Genomic DNA, 13371 nt, shown 5'->3' with positions numbered 1-13371 from the left:
GGCTTTTTTGCACTCCGGCGAACCACAGCGATTTTTTATTTCCGGCGCGGTAAGGGAACGCCCTGCGGAAAATCCGCCCGCCTACAAGTCCCTGTTTTCAAGATGTCTTTTAAATCTCCCCTGCCCGCCAACTCCCAGGCAGACGATCGCACCGCCCATTCTCTGCGCGTGCTGGTGGTTGACGATAACCAGGCTTCGGCCGACACCCTGCGCTGGATGGTCGAACTGTTCGGCGACGAGGTCAAAAGCTGCAATGATGGAAGAACGGCCCTGAAACTGGCTGCCGACTTCAGCCCCAATGTTGTCCTGCTCGATATCGGCATGCCTGAAATGGATGGCATAGCCGTTTGCAAGGCCCTCCGCGCCATGCCGGAACTGCCGCATCTCAAAATCATCGCCCAGACTGGCTGGGGTGACGAACAGATGCGCCTGAAAACGGCTTCAGCCGGCTTCGACCTTCACCTGGTCAAGCCCGTCAATCCGAATGTGCTGGAGGATATGCTCTGGCTGCTGCGTACCGGCCGTAAAGCGGCTTAATTGACCGGAGGCCAAAGGGCCTTGTCTTTCAGGTATTTTTTCACGAAGGCGTCGTGCGCTTCTGCCTCGGCGGCGGTGATGCGCGAAGCCAGCGGACGCGGACGAGGGCCATAGCCGGTATGGTTGGCAATGGCGCTGGCGGCGGCCCGGGCCCCCACCATTTCAAGATCGAGCCCCCGTTCCTTGCCGCCCAGCAGTTCGAGATAGACACTCGCCAACAGGCGGGCGTCGATCAGGGCGCCGTGTAGATCACGTTCGGCCAGGGAAATATTGAAGCGCCGACACAGGGCATCTAGCGAATTGGAGGCGCCGGGATATTTCAGGCGCGCCATTTCCAGCGTATCGATCCACTGGTCATCCGGCGGGAACGGACGACTGTGCCGCTCCAGCTCCATGTTGATGAAACCGCGGTCGAACGACGCGTTGTGGGCGATGATCTTGCGATCGCCAATGAATTCAAGCAGTTCGTCGCATATCTCGGCCATTTTCGGCTTGCCACGCACCATTTCATTGGTGATGCCGTGAACGCGGATGGCATCCGGCTCGATCTCGCGTTCCGGATCGATATAGCGGTGATAGGTCCGGCCTGTGGGCAACAGGTCCTCGATCTCGATACAACCGACTTCGATCAGGCGGTGACCCTTGCGGTGGTCAATGCCGGTGGTTTCGGTGTCGAGTACGATTTCTAGGGCCATTACCTGTAAGTGCGGAGATGCGTGCGATTTGTAAAGTGGTCAACGCAATTTTTCGATCAATGCCTTTACGGCATCGCGGCAGTCATCCAGGCTTTTCGAGGTGTCGATGACAAAATCGGCCCGCGCCCGTTTTTCGGCATCCGGCATCTGACGCGCCAGGATCGCCTCGAACTTGGCCTCAGTCATGCCGGCACGCGCCAGCACGCGCGCGGCCTGCACATCGGCCGGGGCGCTGACCACCAGAACCTTGTCCAGATAGGAATCCGCACCGACTTCGTAGAGCAGGGGGATATCAACGACGACGAGCGCGGCCGCCTTATGCCGGGCGAAAAAAGCCAGCCGGTCCTCCGCCAGTGCCGGGTGGACAAGCGCATTGAGTGCGTCGAAATTCGCCGCTTCACCTTTCAACGCCGCTGACAGTTTAACTCGGTCCACCACACCATCGGTGAGCACATCGCCAAAGGTTTCGACCAGTTTCACTTTAAGCGGTTCAGAGTCGGCATAAAGACCATGCACGGCCAGGTCGGCATCCCACACGGGCACACCTTCATCGGTGAACATGGCCGCGATGGTCGATTTTCCCATGCCGATGGAGCCGGTCAGGCCGAGCTTGATCATTCCGTTTCTCCCAGGAAATCCAGCGCCAGCTTGCGGATATCGAAGCCCGGCCAGGGTTCGACCCCATAGAACGCCCGGAAGCTGGGGCGGGCCTGTTCGATCAGCATGTTCAGACCATCGACCGTTTTCAAACCGCGCACTTCCGCCGCCTGCAGCCAGGCGGTTTTCAGCGGGCGGTAGGTCATATCCATGACGGCGGCGTTTTCGTTCAGACCTTCAAACAAAGGGTGCGGCCCACCAGATGCGGCATTGATCACGGCGATGGCGCCATCAAAAGCGCGATCCACCTGAGTCAGATCGAAGGCCGTGACACCCGTCTGGAAGGCAAAGACCAGTTCCTCGGCGCGGGCGAGGGTGCGGTTGATGATGCGCACTTCTGGACAGCCTTTTGCGAGCAGGGCCGCGACCACGGCGCGCGACGCGCCACCGGCGCCCATAATCGCCACCGGCGCCGAGGACAGATCGCAGTCCGGCGCCTGAAGTTCGAAAGCCCGCAACAGGCCATGACCGTCGGTGGAATCGGCATGGACGTAACCGTCGTCATCAAAAGTCAACAGGTTGGCCGAACCGGCTTTTCGGGCGGTATCGGAAACCGTATCGGCCAGAGCCAGGGCCTGTTCCTTGAACGGGGCAGTGACGTTCAGACCCTTGATGCCGTTGGAGCGGCAGGAAAGGATCAGGCGGTCGAAGCCGTGTTCATCCTTCGGACCAAAAGGGGCGTAGACACCATTCAGGCCAAGGTCGCGCAACCATGCCGTATGCAAAAAAGGGCTTAAGGAGTGATGGATCGGCTGTCCAACAACGCCGGCGACCATGGCGGCACCCGTGGGCAGATCGGTTTTCATGCCATTACTACCTTAAGATTGCGCAATTGCGCCAGAAGCGGGAGGAGGGGGAGGCCGAGCACGGTGAAATAGTCGCCGCGAATGGCTTCGAAGAGATGCACGCCTTCGCTTTCGAGCTGGTAGCAGCCGACGCTGGAAAGAATCTTGTCGCCGGTCTGGGCCAGATACTGCTCGATAAAGGCATCGGACAACGGACGCACGGTCATTTCGGCGGTTTCGACATTCGACCAGACAATCTGACCGTTTTCCGCCAGGGCCATGCCAGCATGGAGGTAATGAATCTTGCCGCTCATACGTTTGAGCAAGGCGCGGGCTTCATCGAGATTGTGCGACTTGCTGATCAGGTCATTTTCAAGTTGCAGCACCTGATCGCCGCCAAGCACGAGGCCGGGATTGGCCAGCGAAACATGCAGCGCCTTGGCCTCGGCCAGTTTCAGCGCCACGGATTTGGGGCTGTGACCGCGCGCCAGGCATTCGTCCTTGATGGCGTCTTCGTCGAGATTGGCCGGGATTTTGGTGTGCGAAAGGCCGGCGCTGGTGAGGAGGGCGGAGCGGGAAGCGGAGGCGGAGGCGAGGATAAGTTGGGTCATGAAGGTCTTTAAGTTGCAGGGGCGGGGGCCCCTGCACCCCATAACACGACGGTGTTTAGTCGCTAATACTAAAAAAGCCGGGGCACTTAGGCCCCGACTTTTTTAGTATTATGTAATTATCCACTATCACGTTCCGGAGTGCAGGGGTCCGCGACCCCTGCGACTTTAAATCCCGCCGAGCCTCCCGGTCCGCTTCTCGTTCAGCAGGCTGATAATCGTCGCCGAGGTTTCCTCGATCGAGCGCCGCGTCACATCGATCACCGGCCAGCCCTTGCGTTCGAACAGCCGGCGCGCCGCGATGATCTCCTGCCGCACGGCTTCCGTATCAGTGTAGGAGGAGGGACGGTCATCATTCAGGGTGAGCAGCCGATTCTTGCGGATCGAGATCAGCCGTTCCGGCGAGGCGATCAGGCCCACTACCAGCGGCACATTCACCTCATCCAGTTCTTCCGGCAGACCCCGACCCGGCACCAACGGAATATTGGCTGCCTTGATGCCGCGGTGCGCCAGATAGATGCAAGTCGGGGTTTTCGACGTCCGGCTCACCCCCACCAGCACCACATCGGCATTCTTCACCCGGTCGGCCGCTGCGCCATCATCGTGGGCAATGGCATAGTTCAGCGCCTCGATGCGCTCGAAATATTCATTGTCGAGATTATGCTGGGCGCCGACCCGCTTGGAGACGGCTGCCCCCAGATGTCGCGAGAAGGCCACCACCAGCGGATCGAGCACGCCGATCGCCGGCATATCCAGTTCGCGACAGCGCGCTTCCAGCATGGTGCGCAATTCCATATCGACCATGGTGTGCAGCACAATCCCCGGAAAACTCTCGATTTCCGTAAGCGCTCGCTCCAGCTGCTTTTCCGAGCGGATCAGCACATAGATATGCTCGATGGGCAAAATGCCTTCAAAGCGGGCCGCCGCCGCCTTGGCCAGGGCATTCAGGGTTTCGCCGGTCGAATCCGACACCAGATGAACGTGGAAATAGCTGCCGATCTTCGAAGTGGGGCCTGACATCGCGGTCCTGTAAATTAAATCTGTGCGCCGAACTGGGGATAAGGCGATTGTATAAGTCCGGCTCTTTCGTGGACAATCATCCAGCAATTCGCAAACGGCCGCAAGAGCGGGGGAAAGCGTGCAAAACCGGTGCTTTTACCCGACGATTATCGACTCCGGGCAATTCTGTATGAAATCCTTATGGCTCTCTGTGCGTAAGTTAACTTTTCATTAACCATTCACACGAATGCCGGCCAAGCTCTTAAGAATTTTTTAAGCAATACTAATATTTGGTTAATTATCCAAGCCATTCACAGGGCTGTTAATGAAGCAATAACCTTTTATGACAGGATGTGAAAAACCGGTGAATCCGGCAAAATCTGCGACACTTTTGCGCACTGTCCCCGGCCCTATAACCTTCTACAAACCCTTTTCTTTTTATTTGGATTAGGTCAAAGGGGAGGGCCCATTTCCCACAGGTTGACTCATGGCCCCCATTCAGGCACCCATACTTCAGGTTCTCGACGGCAAGACGGTTAAGACGCCTCCGGTATGGTTCATGCGTCAGGCGGGGCGCTATCTGCCGGAATACCGTGAGCTTCGGGCGACGACCAAAGGGTTCGTTGATTTTTGTCTCACGCCAGAGAAGGCGGCCGAGGCTACCTTGCAGCCGATCAGGCGATATGGCTTCGACGCCGCCATTCTCTTTTCAGATATTCTGATGATCCCTTTGGCCCTGGGGCAGGATCTGACCTTTGCAGCGGGTGAAGGACCTGTGCTTGGGGAATTGCCGACACTGGACACCATGCGGGAAAAAGCAGGCTCGGCAGGGGAAGCGTTGAAGAGCGTCGGTGAAACAGTTGCCCGCGTGAAAGCCGAGCTGACGCCAGAGACGACGCTGATCGGATTCTGCGGTGGGCCATGGACGGTGATGACCTACATGCTGAACGGCAAGAAGGCTCACGATCGCAGTCTCATCAGGGCTTTCGTTTATGATGACTATCAGAAGGTGCTCGATCTCACGGATATCGTCATCGAGGCCTCGGCCCAGTATCTGAAGATGCAGGCCGATAATGGCGCGCAGGTGCTGAAGATATTTGAAAGCTGGGCGGAAGGTTTCCCTGATCCTTATTTCGACAGCCTGATTATCCAGCCGCATATCCGTCTGATCCGGCGGGTGAGGGAGCTGGGCGTCACTCTGCCGATTATCGGTTTTCCGCGTGGCGCGGAAGCGCGTTGCCATGACTATGCCGATCAGGTGCCGGTGCAGGGCATGGGGCTCGGCACGGCCACGCCGATGAAGCTGGGCGTTGAATTACAGACAAAGGTGCCGATCCAGGGCGCGCTCGATCCGGTGGTCTTACGTTCCGGCGGCAAGGCGCTGGATGAAGCCATTGACCTTATTCTGCAAAGCTGGGGGCAGGGGCCCTTGATCTTCAATCTGGGCCACGGCATCTTCCCGGATACGCCCATGGCTCATGTCGAGCAGGCTCTCAAGCGGATCAGATCGTGAAGCGCATAGCGGTATTGTTGTTCAATCTCGGCGGACCGAAAAACCCCGAAGATGTGCAGGGCTTCCTTTATAATCTCTTTGCCGACAAGAACATCATCAACCTGCCGTTCGGTTTTCGCCAGGGCGTGGCTTCGCTGATTTCCAGTCGCCGCGCGCCGATGGCCAAAAAGAACTACGCTCATATGGGCGGCGGGTCGCCGATCCTGAAAGAAACCCAAGCGCAGGCACAAGCGCTGGAAGCCTATATCGAGGCCAATACCAAGGGGATCGAGGCGAAGGTCTTTATCGGCATGCGTTACTGGCATCCGTTCGTGGAAGAAACCGTGCGCGAGATTGAGGCCTGGTCGCCGGATGAGATCGTGCTGCTGCCGCTCTATCCGCAGTTTTCCTCAACCACCAGCCTGTCGTCTTTCGAGGCCTTCGACAAGGCTTATAAGGGCGCGGCGAAGGTCACGCGGGTCTGCTGCTATTCGGACAATGCCCATTTCATCAAGGCGCATGTCGATGCCATTGCCGCAAAGATTGGCACCCTGAAGCAGCCGGGGCATTATCGCCTGCTGTTTTCGGCGCATGGCTTGCCGGAAAGCATTATTACACGCGGCGATCCGTATCAGGCGCAGGTCGAAGCGTGCGTGGCGAAGATCATGGCCGGGCTTGGCAATCCGATCGAGCACAGCATCTGTTATCAAAGCCGGGTGGGGCCGATGAAATGGATCGGGCCATCGACCGATGCCAGCATCCAGAAGGCGGGTGCCGATGGCAAGTCGATCATTCTGGTGCCGATCGCCTTTGTGTCCGAGCATATCGAAACCCTTGTGGAACTGGATATCGAATATGCGCATCTGGCGGCCGCTTCGGGTGTGAAAGACTATATCCGTTTGCCGGCGCTGGGTATCAACCCAAGCTATATCAAGGCGCTGAATGATGAGGTGCTGAAGGCGCTCGGCTCACCGGCTGCGGTGGTCGGGGATCATGACTGCGCCGGGTGTCACAGTTTCTGTCCGAAAAGGCGCATCGCATGAACTGGTATGATCTGTTTCGCGGGCTGCATATCCTGGCGGTGATCGCCTGGATGGCCGGGCTTTTGTACCTGCCGCGGCTGTTCATCTATCATATCAAGCATGCTGAGGTGACAGCGGTGACGGATGTCTTCAAGGTCATGGAGCGCAATCTGCTGCGGGTGATCATGAACCCGGCTATGATCGCGGTCTGGGTGTTTGGCATCTGCCTGATCGTTTACCATGTCTGCTTTATGGAAGGCTGGAAGTTTTTCCAGGAGCCGTGGTTCGTGGTGAAGGAACTGGGGATTGTCGGGATCACTGGCTATCACCATTTTCTGGCGGTGCGTTTCAAGAAGCTGCAACGCGGCGAGCCGATTGGGACGGAAAAGTTCTGGCGCAAGATCAACGAGGTGCCGTTCGTACTGGCCATCATCATGGTGCTGGCGGTGACCTTGCAGTTCTGGTCAAATTGATCATATGGGGCGTGGGGTCTGTGACCCCACATCTGTCTTAAATCTTTTCCTGTCTTAGGCCCAAAGGGCCTTAAGCAGGAAAAGATAGAGGAAGACTTGGGGCCTCAGGCCCCAAACCCCATAAGGATTAACTTGACGATCCGCCGTCTTGGTGTAGTTATCGCAACCGACTAAAGCTGTTTTGACGGCTGTCCTGATGGCGCCACGTTCTGTGGAATGGCCACTTCATTTGAAATTTATAAGCCTTTTCAAGCGTTTAAGCTAAAATGGGCTGGGGTACCATCGCAATGGCTCAAGGCAAAAGCCTTGGCTATTACCCTGCGCGTATCCTGAATCTGCTGAAGAGAATACCATGACCGACGATACCGAAACTCCCGAAACCGAAATTCAGGCTGAAGATAACCTGACCGATGACACCCTTGATGCCGATCTGGAAACAGAAGAAGGCGATGACGAGGAAGAAGTCGTTGGTTCCATGGCCGGCCAGAAAATGTCGCTCCAGACTCTGAAGGACAAATCGCCGACTGACCTGCTGACTTTCGCTGAATCTCTCGGTGTCGAAAATGCCTCCAACATGCGCAAGCAGGATATGCTGTTCGCCGTGCTGAAAGCGCTGGCTGAAGAGGGCGTCGAAATCACCGGCTCCGGCGTGATGGAAGTGCTCCAGGACGGTTTCGGCTTCCTGCGTTCGCCCGAAGCCAACTACCTGCCGGGCCCGGATGACATCTATGTCTCGCCGCAGCAGATCCGCCGCCATGGCCTGCGCACCGGCGACACGGTTGAAGGCCCGATCCGTTCGCCGCGTGAAGGTGAGCGCTATTTCGCCCTGCTCAAGATCCAGACCATCAATTTTGAAGATCCGGAAAACATCAAGCATAAGGTTCACTTCGATAACCTGACGCCGCTCTATCCCGACCAGCGTTTGTGGATGGAGATCGAAGACCCGACGCTGAAGGATCGCTCCGGTCGCATCATCGATATCGTGGCGCCGCTCGGCAAGGGTCAGCGCTGTTTGATCGTCGCCCCGCCGCGCGTGGGTAAAACCGTCATGCTGCAGAACATCGCCAAGTCGGTCGCCGCCAATCACCCGGACTGCTATCTGATCGTTCTGTTGATCGACGAACGTCCGGAAGAAGTCACCGACATGCAGCGCACCGTGCGGGGCGAAGTCATCTCTTCGACCTTCGATGAACCGGCGACACGCCACGTCCAAGTCGCCGAAATGGTCATCGAAAAGGCCAAGCGCCTGGTCGAACACAAGCGCGATGTTGTCATTCTGCTCGATTCGATTACCCGCCTTGGCCGCGCCTACAACACCGTCGTGCCGTCATCGGGCAAGGTCCTGACCGGTGGTGTCGACGCCAACGCCCTGCAACGTCCGAAGCGCTTCTTCGGTGCGGCCCGGAATATCGAAGAGGGCGGTTCGCTGACGATCATCGCCACGGCCCTGATCGATACAGGCTCGCGTATGGACGAAGTTATCTTCGAAGAATTCAAGGGCACGGGTAACTCGGAAATCGTGCTCGACCGTAAGGTCGCCGACAAGCGCGTCTTCCCGGCCATGGATATCCTCAAGTCCGGCACGCGTAAGGAAGACCTGCTCACCGATAAGGTCAACCTGCAAAAGACCTATGTCCTGCGCCGCATCCTCAATCCGATGGGTGCCCAGGATGCGATCGAGTTCCTCATCGACAAGCTGCGCCAGACGAAGAACAATGGCGAATTCTTCCAGTCGATGAATACTTAATAAGCGCTCAGGCGCCGCGGGGCTCCTCGCAAAGGCTCGGGCGCACAGTCGTGCTTGCCAAACACAAAGTGTTTGGAGATGTAAGCCACCTAGCTCTTGTCAACCCGGTATGAGAGGATCATATCGGGTTGATTCGTTTTTATATTCCATTCTGGAGTTCATCATGAAGGTCACGGTCAATGTCGAATGCACGCCGGAAGAGGCGCGTACCTTTCTTGGCCTGCCCGATGTTCAGCCACTGAATGACTACATGATGAGTGCCATGCAGGAACGCCTGGCCCAGAATATCCATTCCATGCAGCCGGAAGAAATGCTGAAAAACTGGTCGAGCCTTGGTGTCACGGCGCAGGATCAGTTCTTTAAGCTGATGCAGTCGGCGGCGCAGGCCAGCCTGAAACCTTTCAGTACTGGTAAGTAAGATTAAGGAAGTGTTTCACGTGAAACACACGATTTTCGCTCTGGCTTCCGCGCAGGGTCGGGCAGGGGTGTCGATCATCCGTCTCTCCGGCGACACAGCGCTCTGGGCGGTTCAACAACTCACAGCCAAAAACCTGACGCCGCGCAGGGCCACCTTCACGCCGCTCGTCTGGCAGGGCGAGGTTATCGATGAGGCTGTGGTGGTCTGGTTCAAGGCGCCACATAGCTTCACCGGCGAGGACTGTGTAGAACTGCATGTCCACGGCTCTAAAGCCATTCTCGACCGTCTTTATTTCATTCTGATGGAGATGGGTCTTAAGCTTGCCGCGCCGGGTGAATTTTCGCGCCGGGCTCTTGAACATGGCAAGATGGATCTGACACAGGCTGAGGCGATTGCCGATCTGGTCGATGCCGAATCCGAAGCTCAGCGCAAACAGGCGCTGACCCAGCTCGGTGGCGGATTGAAACAACAATATCAATCCTGGCGCGCTGATCTGGTTGATCTGCTGGCACGGCTGGAAGTCTATATCGATTTTCCGGATGAGGATCTGCCCGAGGAGCTGGCCGATAATATTCTGGCCCGTATTCGTGCGTTACGAAATGCGCTGGATATGGCGATTGCGGATTCACATCGGGGCCGTCAAATCCGTGAAGGCTATCGCATCGTTATTCTGGGTGAACCAAATGCCGGTAAATCGAGCCTGTTCAATGCGCTGCTGAAAGCCGAAGCGGCGATCGTGACCCCGATTGCCGGCACCACGCGTGACATCATTGAATCGCAGTTTCGCATCGGACCCTATTCTGTTCTTCTCTACGATACAGCGGGGCTGCGTGAAACGACCGAGGTGGTGGAAGCGGAGGGGATTCGTCGGGCGCGTGCCAAGGCGAATGAGGCCGATCTGCGTATTTGGGTGATCGATTCAACTGCACCCGCCTTGCCGGAAGATTTCCGGGATGGCGACCTGATGGTTTTCAACAAAATCGATGAGGCTGAAAAGTCAGAACGCGAGGCAGTCAACGCCTTGCGTGTTTCACGTGAAACATCGGTTTTCGCCGTCAGTGTGGCTATGGGCGAGGGAATGGGCGATCTGTTCGCCGCCATTGAAGCCATCGTCAGTGAACAGTTGTCGGTCCAGACCTTCCCGGCGGCGACGCGCCAGCGTCATATCGATCGCTTGAGCGAAGCCCGTGATCAGCTTTCAATGGCTCTGCGGTCGGACCTTTCCGTGCCCGAACTGGCGGCCGAAAATGTCCGTTCGGCCATTAATAGCTTCGAGCAGTTGTTCGGCCGTTATGATGTCGAAGGCGTGCTGGATGTGATCTTTTCCAGCTTCTGCATCGGCAAATAGAATCGACCTGAGCGGGCTGATCTGCTATAGGCCACGCCTTCCTTTCCGAAAGCCTGACTATGTCTGAACCCAAAACACTCTGGGATGTTATTGTCGTCGGTGGCGGTCATGCGGGTTGCGAGGCCGCGACGGCTTCCGCGCGCATGGGCGCCAAGACGCTTTTGCTAACCCACCGCAAGGAAACGCTGGGCGAGATGTCGTGCAATCCGGCGATAGGTGGCTTGGGTAAGGGACATCTGGTGCGCGAGATCGATGCGCTCGATGGCATCATGGGGCGTATGGCCGATATCGGTGGCATGCAGTTCAAGGTGCTGAACAAGTCCAAGGGGCCGGCGGTGCGTGGTCCACGTGCTCAGATCGACCGCAAGCTTTATCGTGAAGCTGTCCAGGCCGAACTGTTCCAGACCCCAAACCTGACTATTATCGAAGCCGCGGTTGAAGACCTGATCCTGGAAAAGTATGTGGTAACCGGCGTGATCGATGCTACTGGCCAGTCCTATCTGGCCAAGGCCGTTGTGCTGACTACGGGGACTTTCCTGCGCGGCGTGATCCATATAGGTGAAAAGCGCCTGTCGGCCGGCCGTTGGGGCGATGCCCCGGCAAATGGTCTGGGACAGCGTCTCTACGATTTGAAGCTCGATATGGGCCGCCTGAAAACCGGCACGCCGGCGCGTCTCGACGGCAAGACCATCCATTGGGATCGTCTCGAACAGCAACTGGGTGACGATCCAATTCAGCCATTCTCCATGCTGACGCCGTCCATAGTCCGCGACCAGATTGCCTGTGGCATCACCTATACCAATGAAAAGACCCATCAGATCATCGCCGATCGCCTGATGGAATCGGCGGTCTATGGCGGTCATCTCTCCGGCCGCGGCCCGCGCTATTGCCCTTCGATCGAAGACAAGGTGGTCAAGTTCGCGGACAAGACGTCACACCAGATATTCCTGGAGCCGGAAGGCTATGACGACGACACCGTCTATCCGAACGGCATCTCGACCAGCGTTTCGGAAGAAACACAGGAAGCTTTTATTCGCACCATCGTTGGCCTCGAAGATGTGGTGATCAAGCGCTACGCCTACGCCATCGAATATGACTATGTCGATCCACGCGAACTGCATCCGACGCTTGAACTGAAATCCCTGCCGGGTCTGTTCCTGGCGGGGCAGATCAATGGCACAACCGGCTACGAAGAGGCCGGTGCGCAAGGTCTGATGGCCGGAATCAATGCTGCGGCGCGGGCAGGGGGCTATGCCCCGACGATCCTCGGCCGTGACGAAGCCTATATCGGTGTGATGATCGATGATCTGGTGACGCGCGGCGTGACCGAGCCCTATCGCATGTTCACCAGCCGCGCCGAGTTCCGCTTGTCCCTGCGTGCCGACAATGCCGATCAGCGTTTGACCGACCGGGGGCTCACCATTGGTGTTGTGGGTGAGGCTCGCAAATCCGTCTGGCTGGAAAAGAAGGGGGCGTTGGAGGCTATCCGCACGCGTGCCGCCGAATTGGTCGCCACGCCGAAGGAAGCCCTGGCGCAAGGCATTCAGGTCAATGGTGATGGTCAGCGCCGCAATGTCACACAGTTGATGGCCTATGACTCCTGCAATCGCGAGCGGCTGGAAATTCTGTGGCCGGAAATCAAGACCTGGTCGGATACGCTCTATGAGCAGGTTGAGATTGATGCGCTCTATGCCGGCTATATGTCACGGCAGAAGGCGGAGATCGAGAACTTCCGCAAGGATGAGAACCTGAGCCTGCCTGAAGATATCGATTATTCGGCTATTCTGGGGCTTTCAAATGAAGCGCGTGAGAAGTTGAGCCGTATCCGTCCGCAGACCCTGGGGCAGGCGGGCCGTATCGAAGGCATGACACAAGGCGCTTTGACGACGCTGTTGTTCTACGTTCGCAATCAGACCAAGCTGAGCGCGAAAGTCGCAATATGACCCATATGACTCCGGACGAGATGTCCGCCAAGCTGGTGTTTCACGTGAAACACGAGGCCGTCGCCGATCTGCAAAAGTTCTACACCCATCTGGCGGTCCAGAATGAAGTGATGAATCTGATCGGTCCCGCCACCCTGCCAGACTACTGGTCTCGGCATGTGCTCGATAGCGCACAGCTGTTGGATCGCCGGCTGGACGCGCGAACCTGGGCCGATTTGGGGGCAGGGGCGGGATTGCCGGGCCTTATCCTGGCCATTTTACTGAAGCATTCAGAAGGCGCAGCACCCCATGTTTACCTCGTTGAATCCCTGACCAAGCGCTGCCGTTTCCTGCAGACCGTGGTTGATGATCTGGCTCTGCCGGCGACGGTGATCAATGACCGCGCCGAAAATGTAAAGCTCAAGGTCGACGTGGTCACGGCGCGGGCCGTGGCGCCGATGACGAAACTGCTCGGCTTTGCCGAAGGCTTTATCCACAAAGGGGCCGATGCGTGGTTTTTAAAAGGGGAAAACGTCGAAAGTGAACTGGCGGACGCTGGAAAAAACTGGAAATTTGACGTAGAACAATTCGAGTCCCTGAGCGATCCCCGCGGTCGCGTCATCCATATCCAAAGGCTGCGACGTGCCCGATAATAGCTTTCCAGGCGA

General features: G+C 57.3%; 14 protein-coding genes. 9 read left to right on the top strand and 5 right to left on the bottom strand.

Translation table 11 applies throughout. The features are described 5' to 3' along the window. Positions 1-102: 102 nt before the first annotated feature. Complete coding sequence (locus tag QM647_RS04715) at positions 103-537, top strand: response regulator (protein WP_414994314.1); 435 nt, start codon at positions 103-105, stop codon at positions 535-537. Here QM647_RS04715 and dnaQ read toward each other — a convergent pair. The 5 genes from dnaQ to QM647_RS04690 form a co-directional block, all read right to left on the bottom strand. Continuing rightward, positions 534-1232 (bottom strand): DNA polymerase III subunit epsilon, encoded by a 699-nt coding sequence (gene dnaQ / locus QM647_RS04710; RefSeq protein WP_414994313.1) that lies wholly within the window; start codon positions 1230-1232, stop codon positions 534-536. The two genes, QM647_RS04715 and dnaQ, sit on opposite strands and share 4 nt — an antisense overlap. 39 nt (positions 1233-1271) lie before the next feature. Further along, positions 1272-1850 carry a dephospho-CoA kinase gene (coaE, locus tag QM647_RS04705; RefSeq protein ID WP_414994312.1) on the bottom strand — a complete coding sequence of 193 codons (579 nt, stop codon included), beginning with the start codon at positions 1848-1850 and terminating at the stop codon, positions 1272-1274. After that, positions 1847-2695, bottom strand: a complete 849-nt coding sequence (locus QM647_RS04700; RefSeq protein ID WP_414994311.1) for a shikimate dehydrogenase family protein — start codon at positions 2693-2695, stop codon at positions 1847-1849. Before QM647_RS04700 ends, coaE begins: the two co-directional genes overlap by 4 nt. After that, a complete protein-coding gene (locus QM647_RS04695; protein WP_414994310.1) occupies positions 2692-3285 on the bottom strand; it encodes a Maf family protein in 594 nt (197 codons plus the stop codon). Before QM647_RS04695 ends, QM647_RS04700 begins: the two co-directional genes overlap by 4 nt. 165 nt (positions 3286-3450) lie before the next feature. Further along, entirely contained in the window at positions 3451-4302 is an 852-nt protein-coding gene (locus QM647_RS04690; protein ID WP_414994309.1) for a pyruvate, water dikinase regulatory protein, read from the bottom strand. Between the two features lie 466 nt (positions 4303-4768). On the opposite strand from QM647_RS04690, the gene hemE reads away from it, so the two are divergent. The 8 genes from hemE to rsmG all read left to right on the top strand — a co-directional run bounded on the left by hemE (position 4769) and on the right by rsmG (position 13356). Continuing rightward, positions 4769-5794, top strand: coding sequence for a uroporphyrinogen decarboxylase (hemE, locus tag QM647_RS04685; protein WP_414994308.1), 1026 nt, complete (start codon positions 4769-4771; stop codon positions 5792-5794). Continuing rightward, positions 5788-6816: a ferrochelatase gene (gene hemH, locus QM647_RS04680; protein ID WP_414994569.1), complete on the top strand. Its 1029-nt coding sequence runs from the start codon at positions 5788-5790 to the stop codon at positions 6814-6816. The genes hemE and hemH overlap by 7 nt, the downstream gene beginning before the upstream one ends. After that, complete coding sequence (locus QM647_RS04675; RefSeq protein WP_414994307.1) at positions 6813-7268, top strand: CopD family protein; 456 nt, start codon at positions 6813-6815, stop codon at positions 7266-7268. The genes hemH and QM647_RS04675 overlap by 4 nt, the downstream gene beginning before the upstream one ends. A gap of 352 nt (positions 7269-7620) precedes the next feature. Further along, positions 7621-9015 (top strand): transcription termination factor Rho, encoded by a 1395-nt coding sequence (rho, locus tag QM647_RS04670; RefSeq protein WP_414994306.1) that lies wholly within the window; start codon positions 7621-7623, stop codon positions 9013-9015. A 163-nt stretch (positions 9016-9178) separates the two neighbouring features. Beyond that, positions 9179-9433: a DUF6489 family protein gene (locus QM647_RS04665; protein ID WP_414994305.1), complete on the top strand. Its 255-nt coding sequence runs from the start codon at positions 9179-9181 to the stop codon at positions 9431-9433. 19 nt (positions 9434-9452) lie between these two features. After that, positions 9453-10781 (top strand): tRNA uridine-5-carboxymethylaminomethyl(34) synthesis GTPase MnmE, encoded by a 1329-nt coding sequence (gene mnmE, locus QM647_RS04660; RefSeq protein WP_414994304.1) that lies wholly within the window; start codon positions 9453-9455, stop codon positions 10779-10781. 59 nt (positions 10782-10840) lie between these two features. Then, positions 10841-12724 (top strand): tRNA uridine-5-carboxymethylaminomethyl(34) synthesis enzyme MnmG, encoded by a 1884-nt coding sequence (mnmG, locus tag QM647_RS04655; RefSeq protein ID WP_414994303.1) that lies wholly within the window; start codon positions 10841-10843, stop codon positions 12722-12724. Between the two features lie 20 nt (positions 12725-12744). Next, positions 12745-13356: a 16S rRNA (guanine(527)-N(7))-methyltransferase RsmG gene (rsmG, locus tag QM647_RS04650; protein ID WP_414994302.1), complete on the top strand. Its 612-nt coding sequence runs from the start codon at positions 12745-12747 to the stop codon at positions 13354-13356. The last annotated feature ends 15 nt before the right edge of the window (positions 13357-13371 follow it).

This window comes from Asticcacaulis sp. (assembly GCF_047605585.1).
GTDB lineage: Bacteria > Pseudomonadota > Alphaproteobacteria > Caulobacterales > Caulobacteraceae > Asticcacaulis.
Note: the sequence above shows the minus strand (reverse complement) of the source record. Positions and strands in the feature narration are given on the sequence as shown.

Bases quoted from the DNA above. Each gene is read 5' to 3' on its own strand.
- QM647_RS04715 (WP_414994314.1), top strand. From the start codon at position 103: ATGTCTTTTAAATCTCCCCTGCCCGCCAACTCCCAGGCAGACGATCGC.
- dnaQ (WP_414994313.1), bottom strand. From the start codon at position 1,232: ATGGCCCTAGAAATCGTACTCGACACCGAAACCACCGGCATTGACCAC.
- coaE (WP_414994312.1), bottom strand. From the start codon at position 1,850: ATGATCAAGCTCGGCCTGACCGGCTCCATCGGCATGGGAAAATCGACC.
- QM647_RS04700 (WP_414994311.1), bottom strand. From the start codon at position 2,695: ATGAAAACCGATCTGCCCACGGGTGCCGCCATGGTCGCCGGCGTTGTT.
- QM647_RS04695 (WP_414994310.1), bottom strand. From the start codon at position 3,285: ATGACCCAACTTATCCTCGCCTCCGCCTCCGCTTCCCGCTCCGCCCTC.
- QM647_RS04690 (WP_414994309.1), bottom strand. From the start codon at position 4,302: ATGTCAGGCCCCACTTCGAAGATCGGCAGCTATTTCCACGTTCATCTG.
- hemE (WP_414994308.1), top strand. From the start codon at position 4,769: ATGGCCCCCATTCAGGCACCCATACTTCAGGTTCTCGACGGCAAGACG.
- QM647_RS04675 (WP_414994307.1), top strand. From the start codon at position 6,813: ATGAACTGGTATGATCTGTTTCGCGGGCTGCATATCCTGGCGGTGATC.
- rho (WP_414994306.1), top strand. From the start codon at position 7,621: ATGACCGACGATACCGAAACTCCCGAAACCGAAATTCAGGCTGAAGAT.
- QM647_RS04665 (WP_414994305.1), top strand. From the start codon at position 9,179: ATGAAGGTCACGGTCAATGTCGAATGCACGCCGGAAGAGGCGCGTACC.
- mnmG (WP_414994303.1), top strand. From the start codon at position 10,841: ATGTCTGAACCCAAAACACTCTGGGATGTTATTGTCGTCGGTGGCGGT.
- rsmG (WP_414994302.1), top strand. From the start codon at position 12,745: ATGTCCGCCAAGCTGGTGTTTCACGTGAAACACGAGGCCGTCGCCGAT.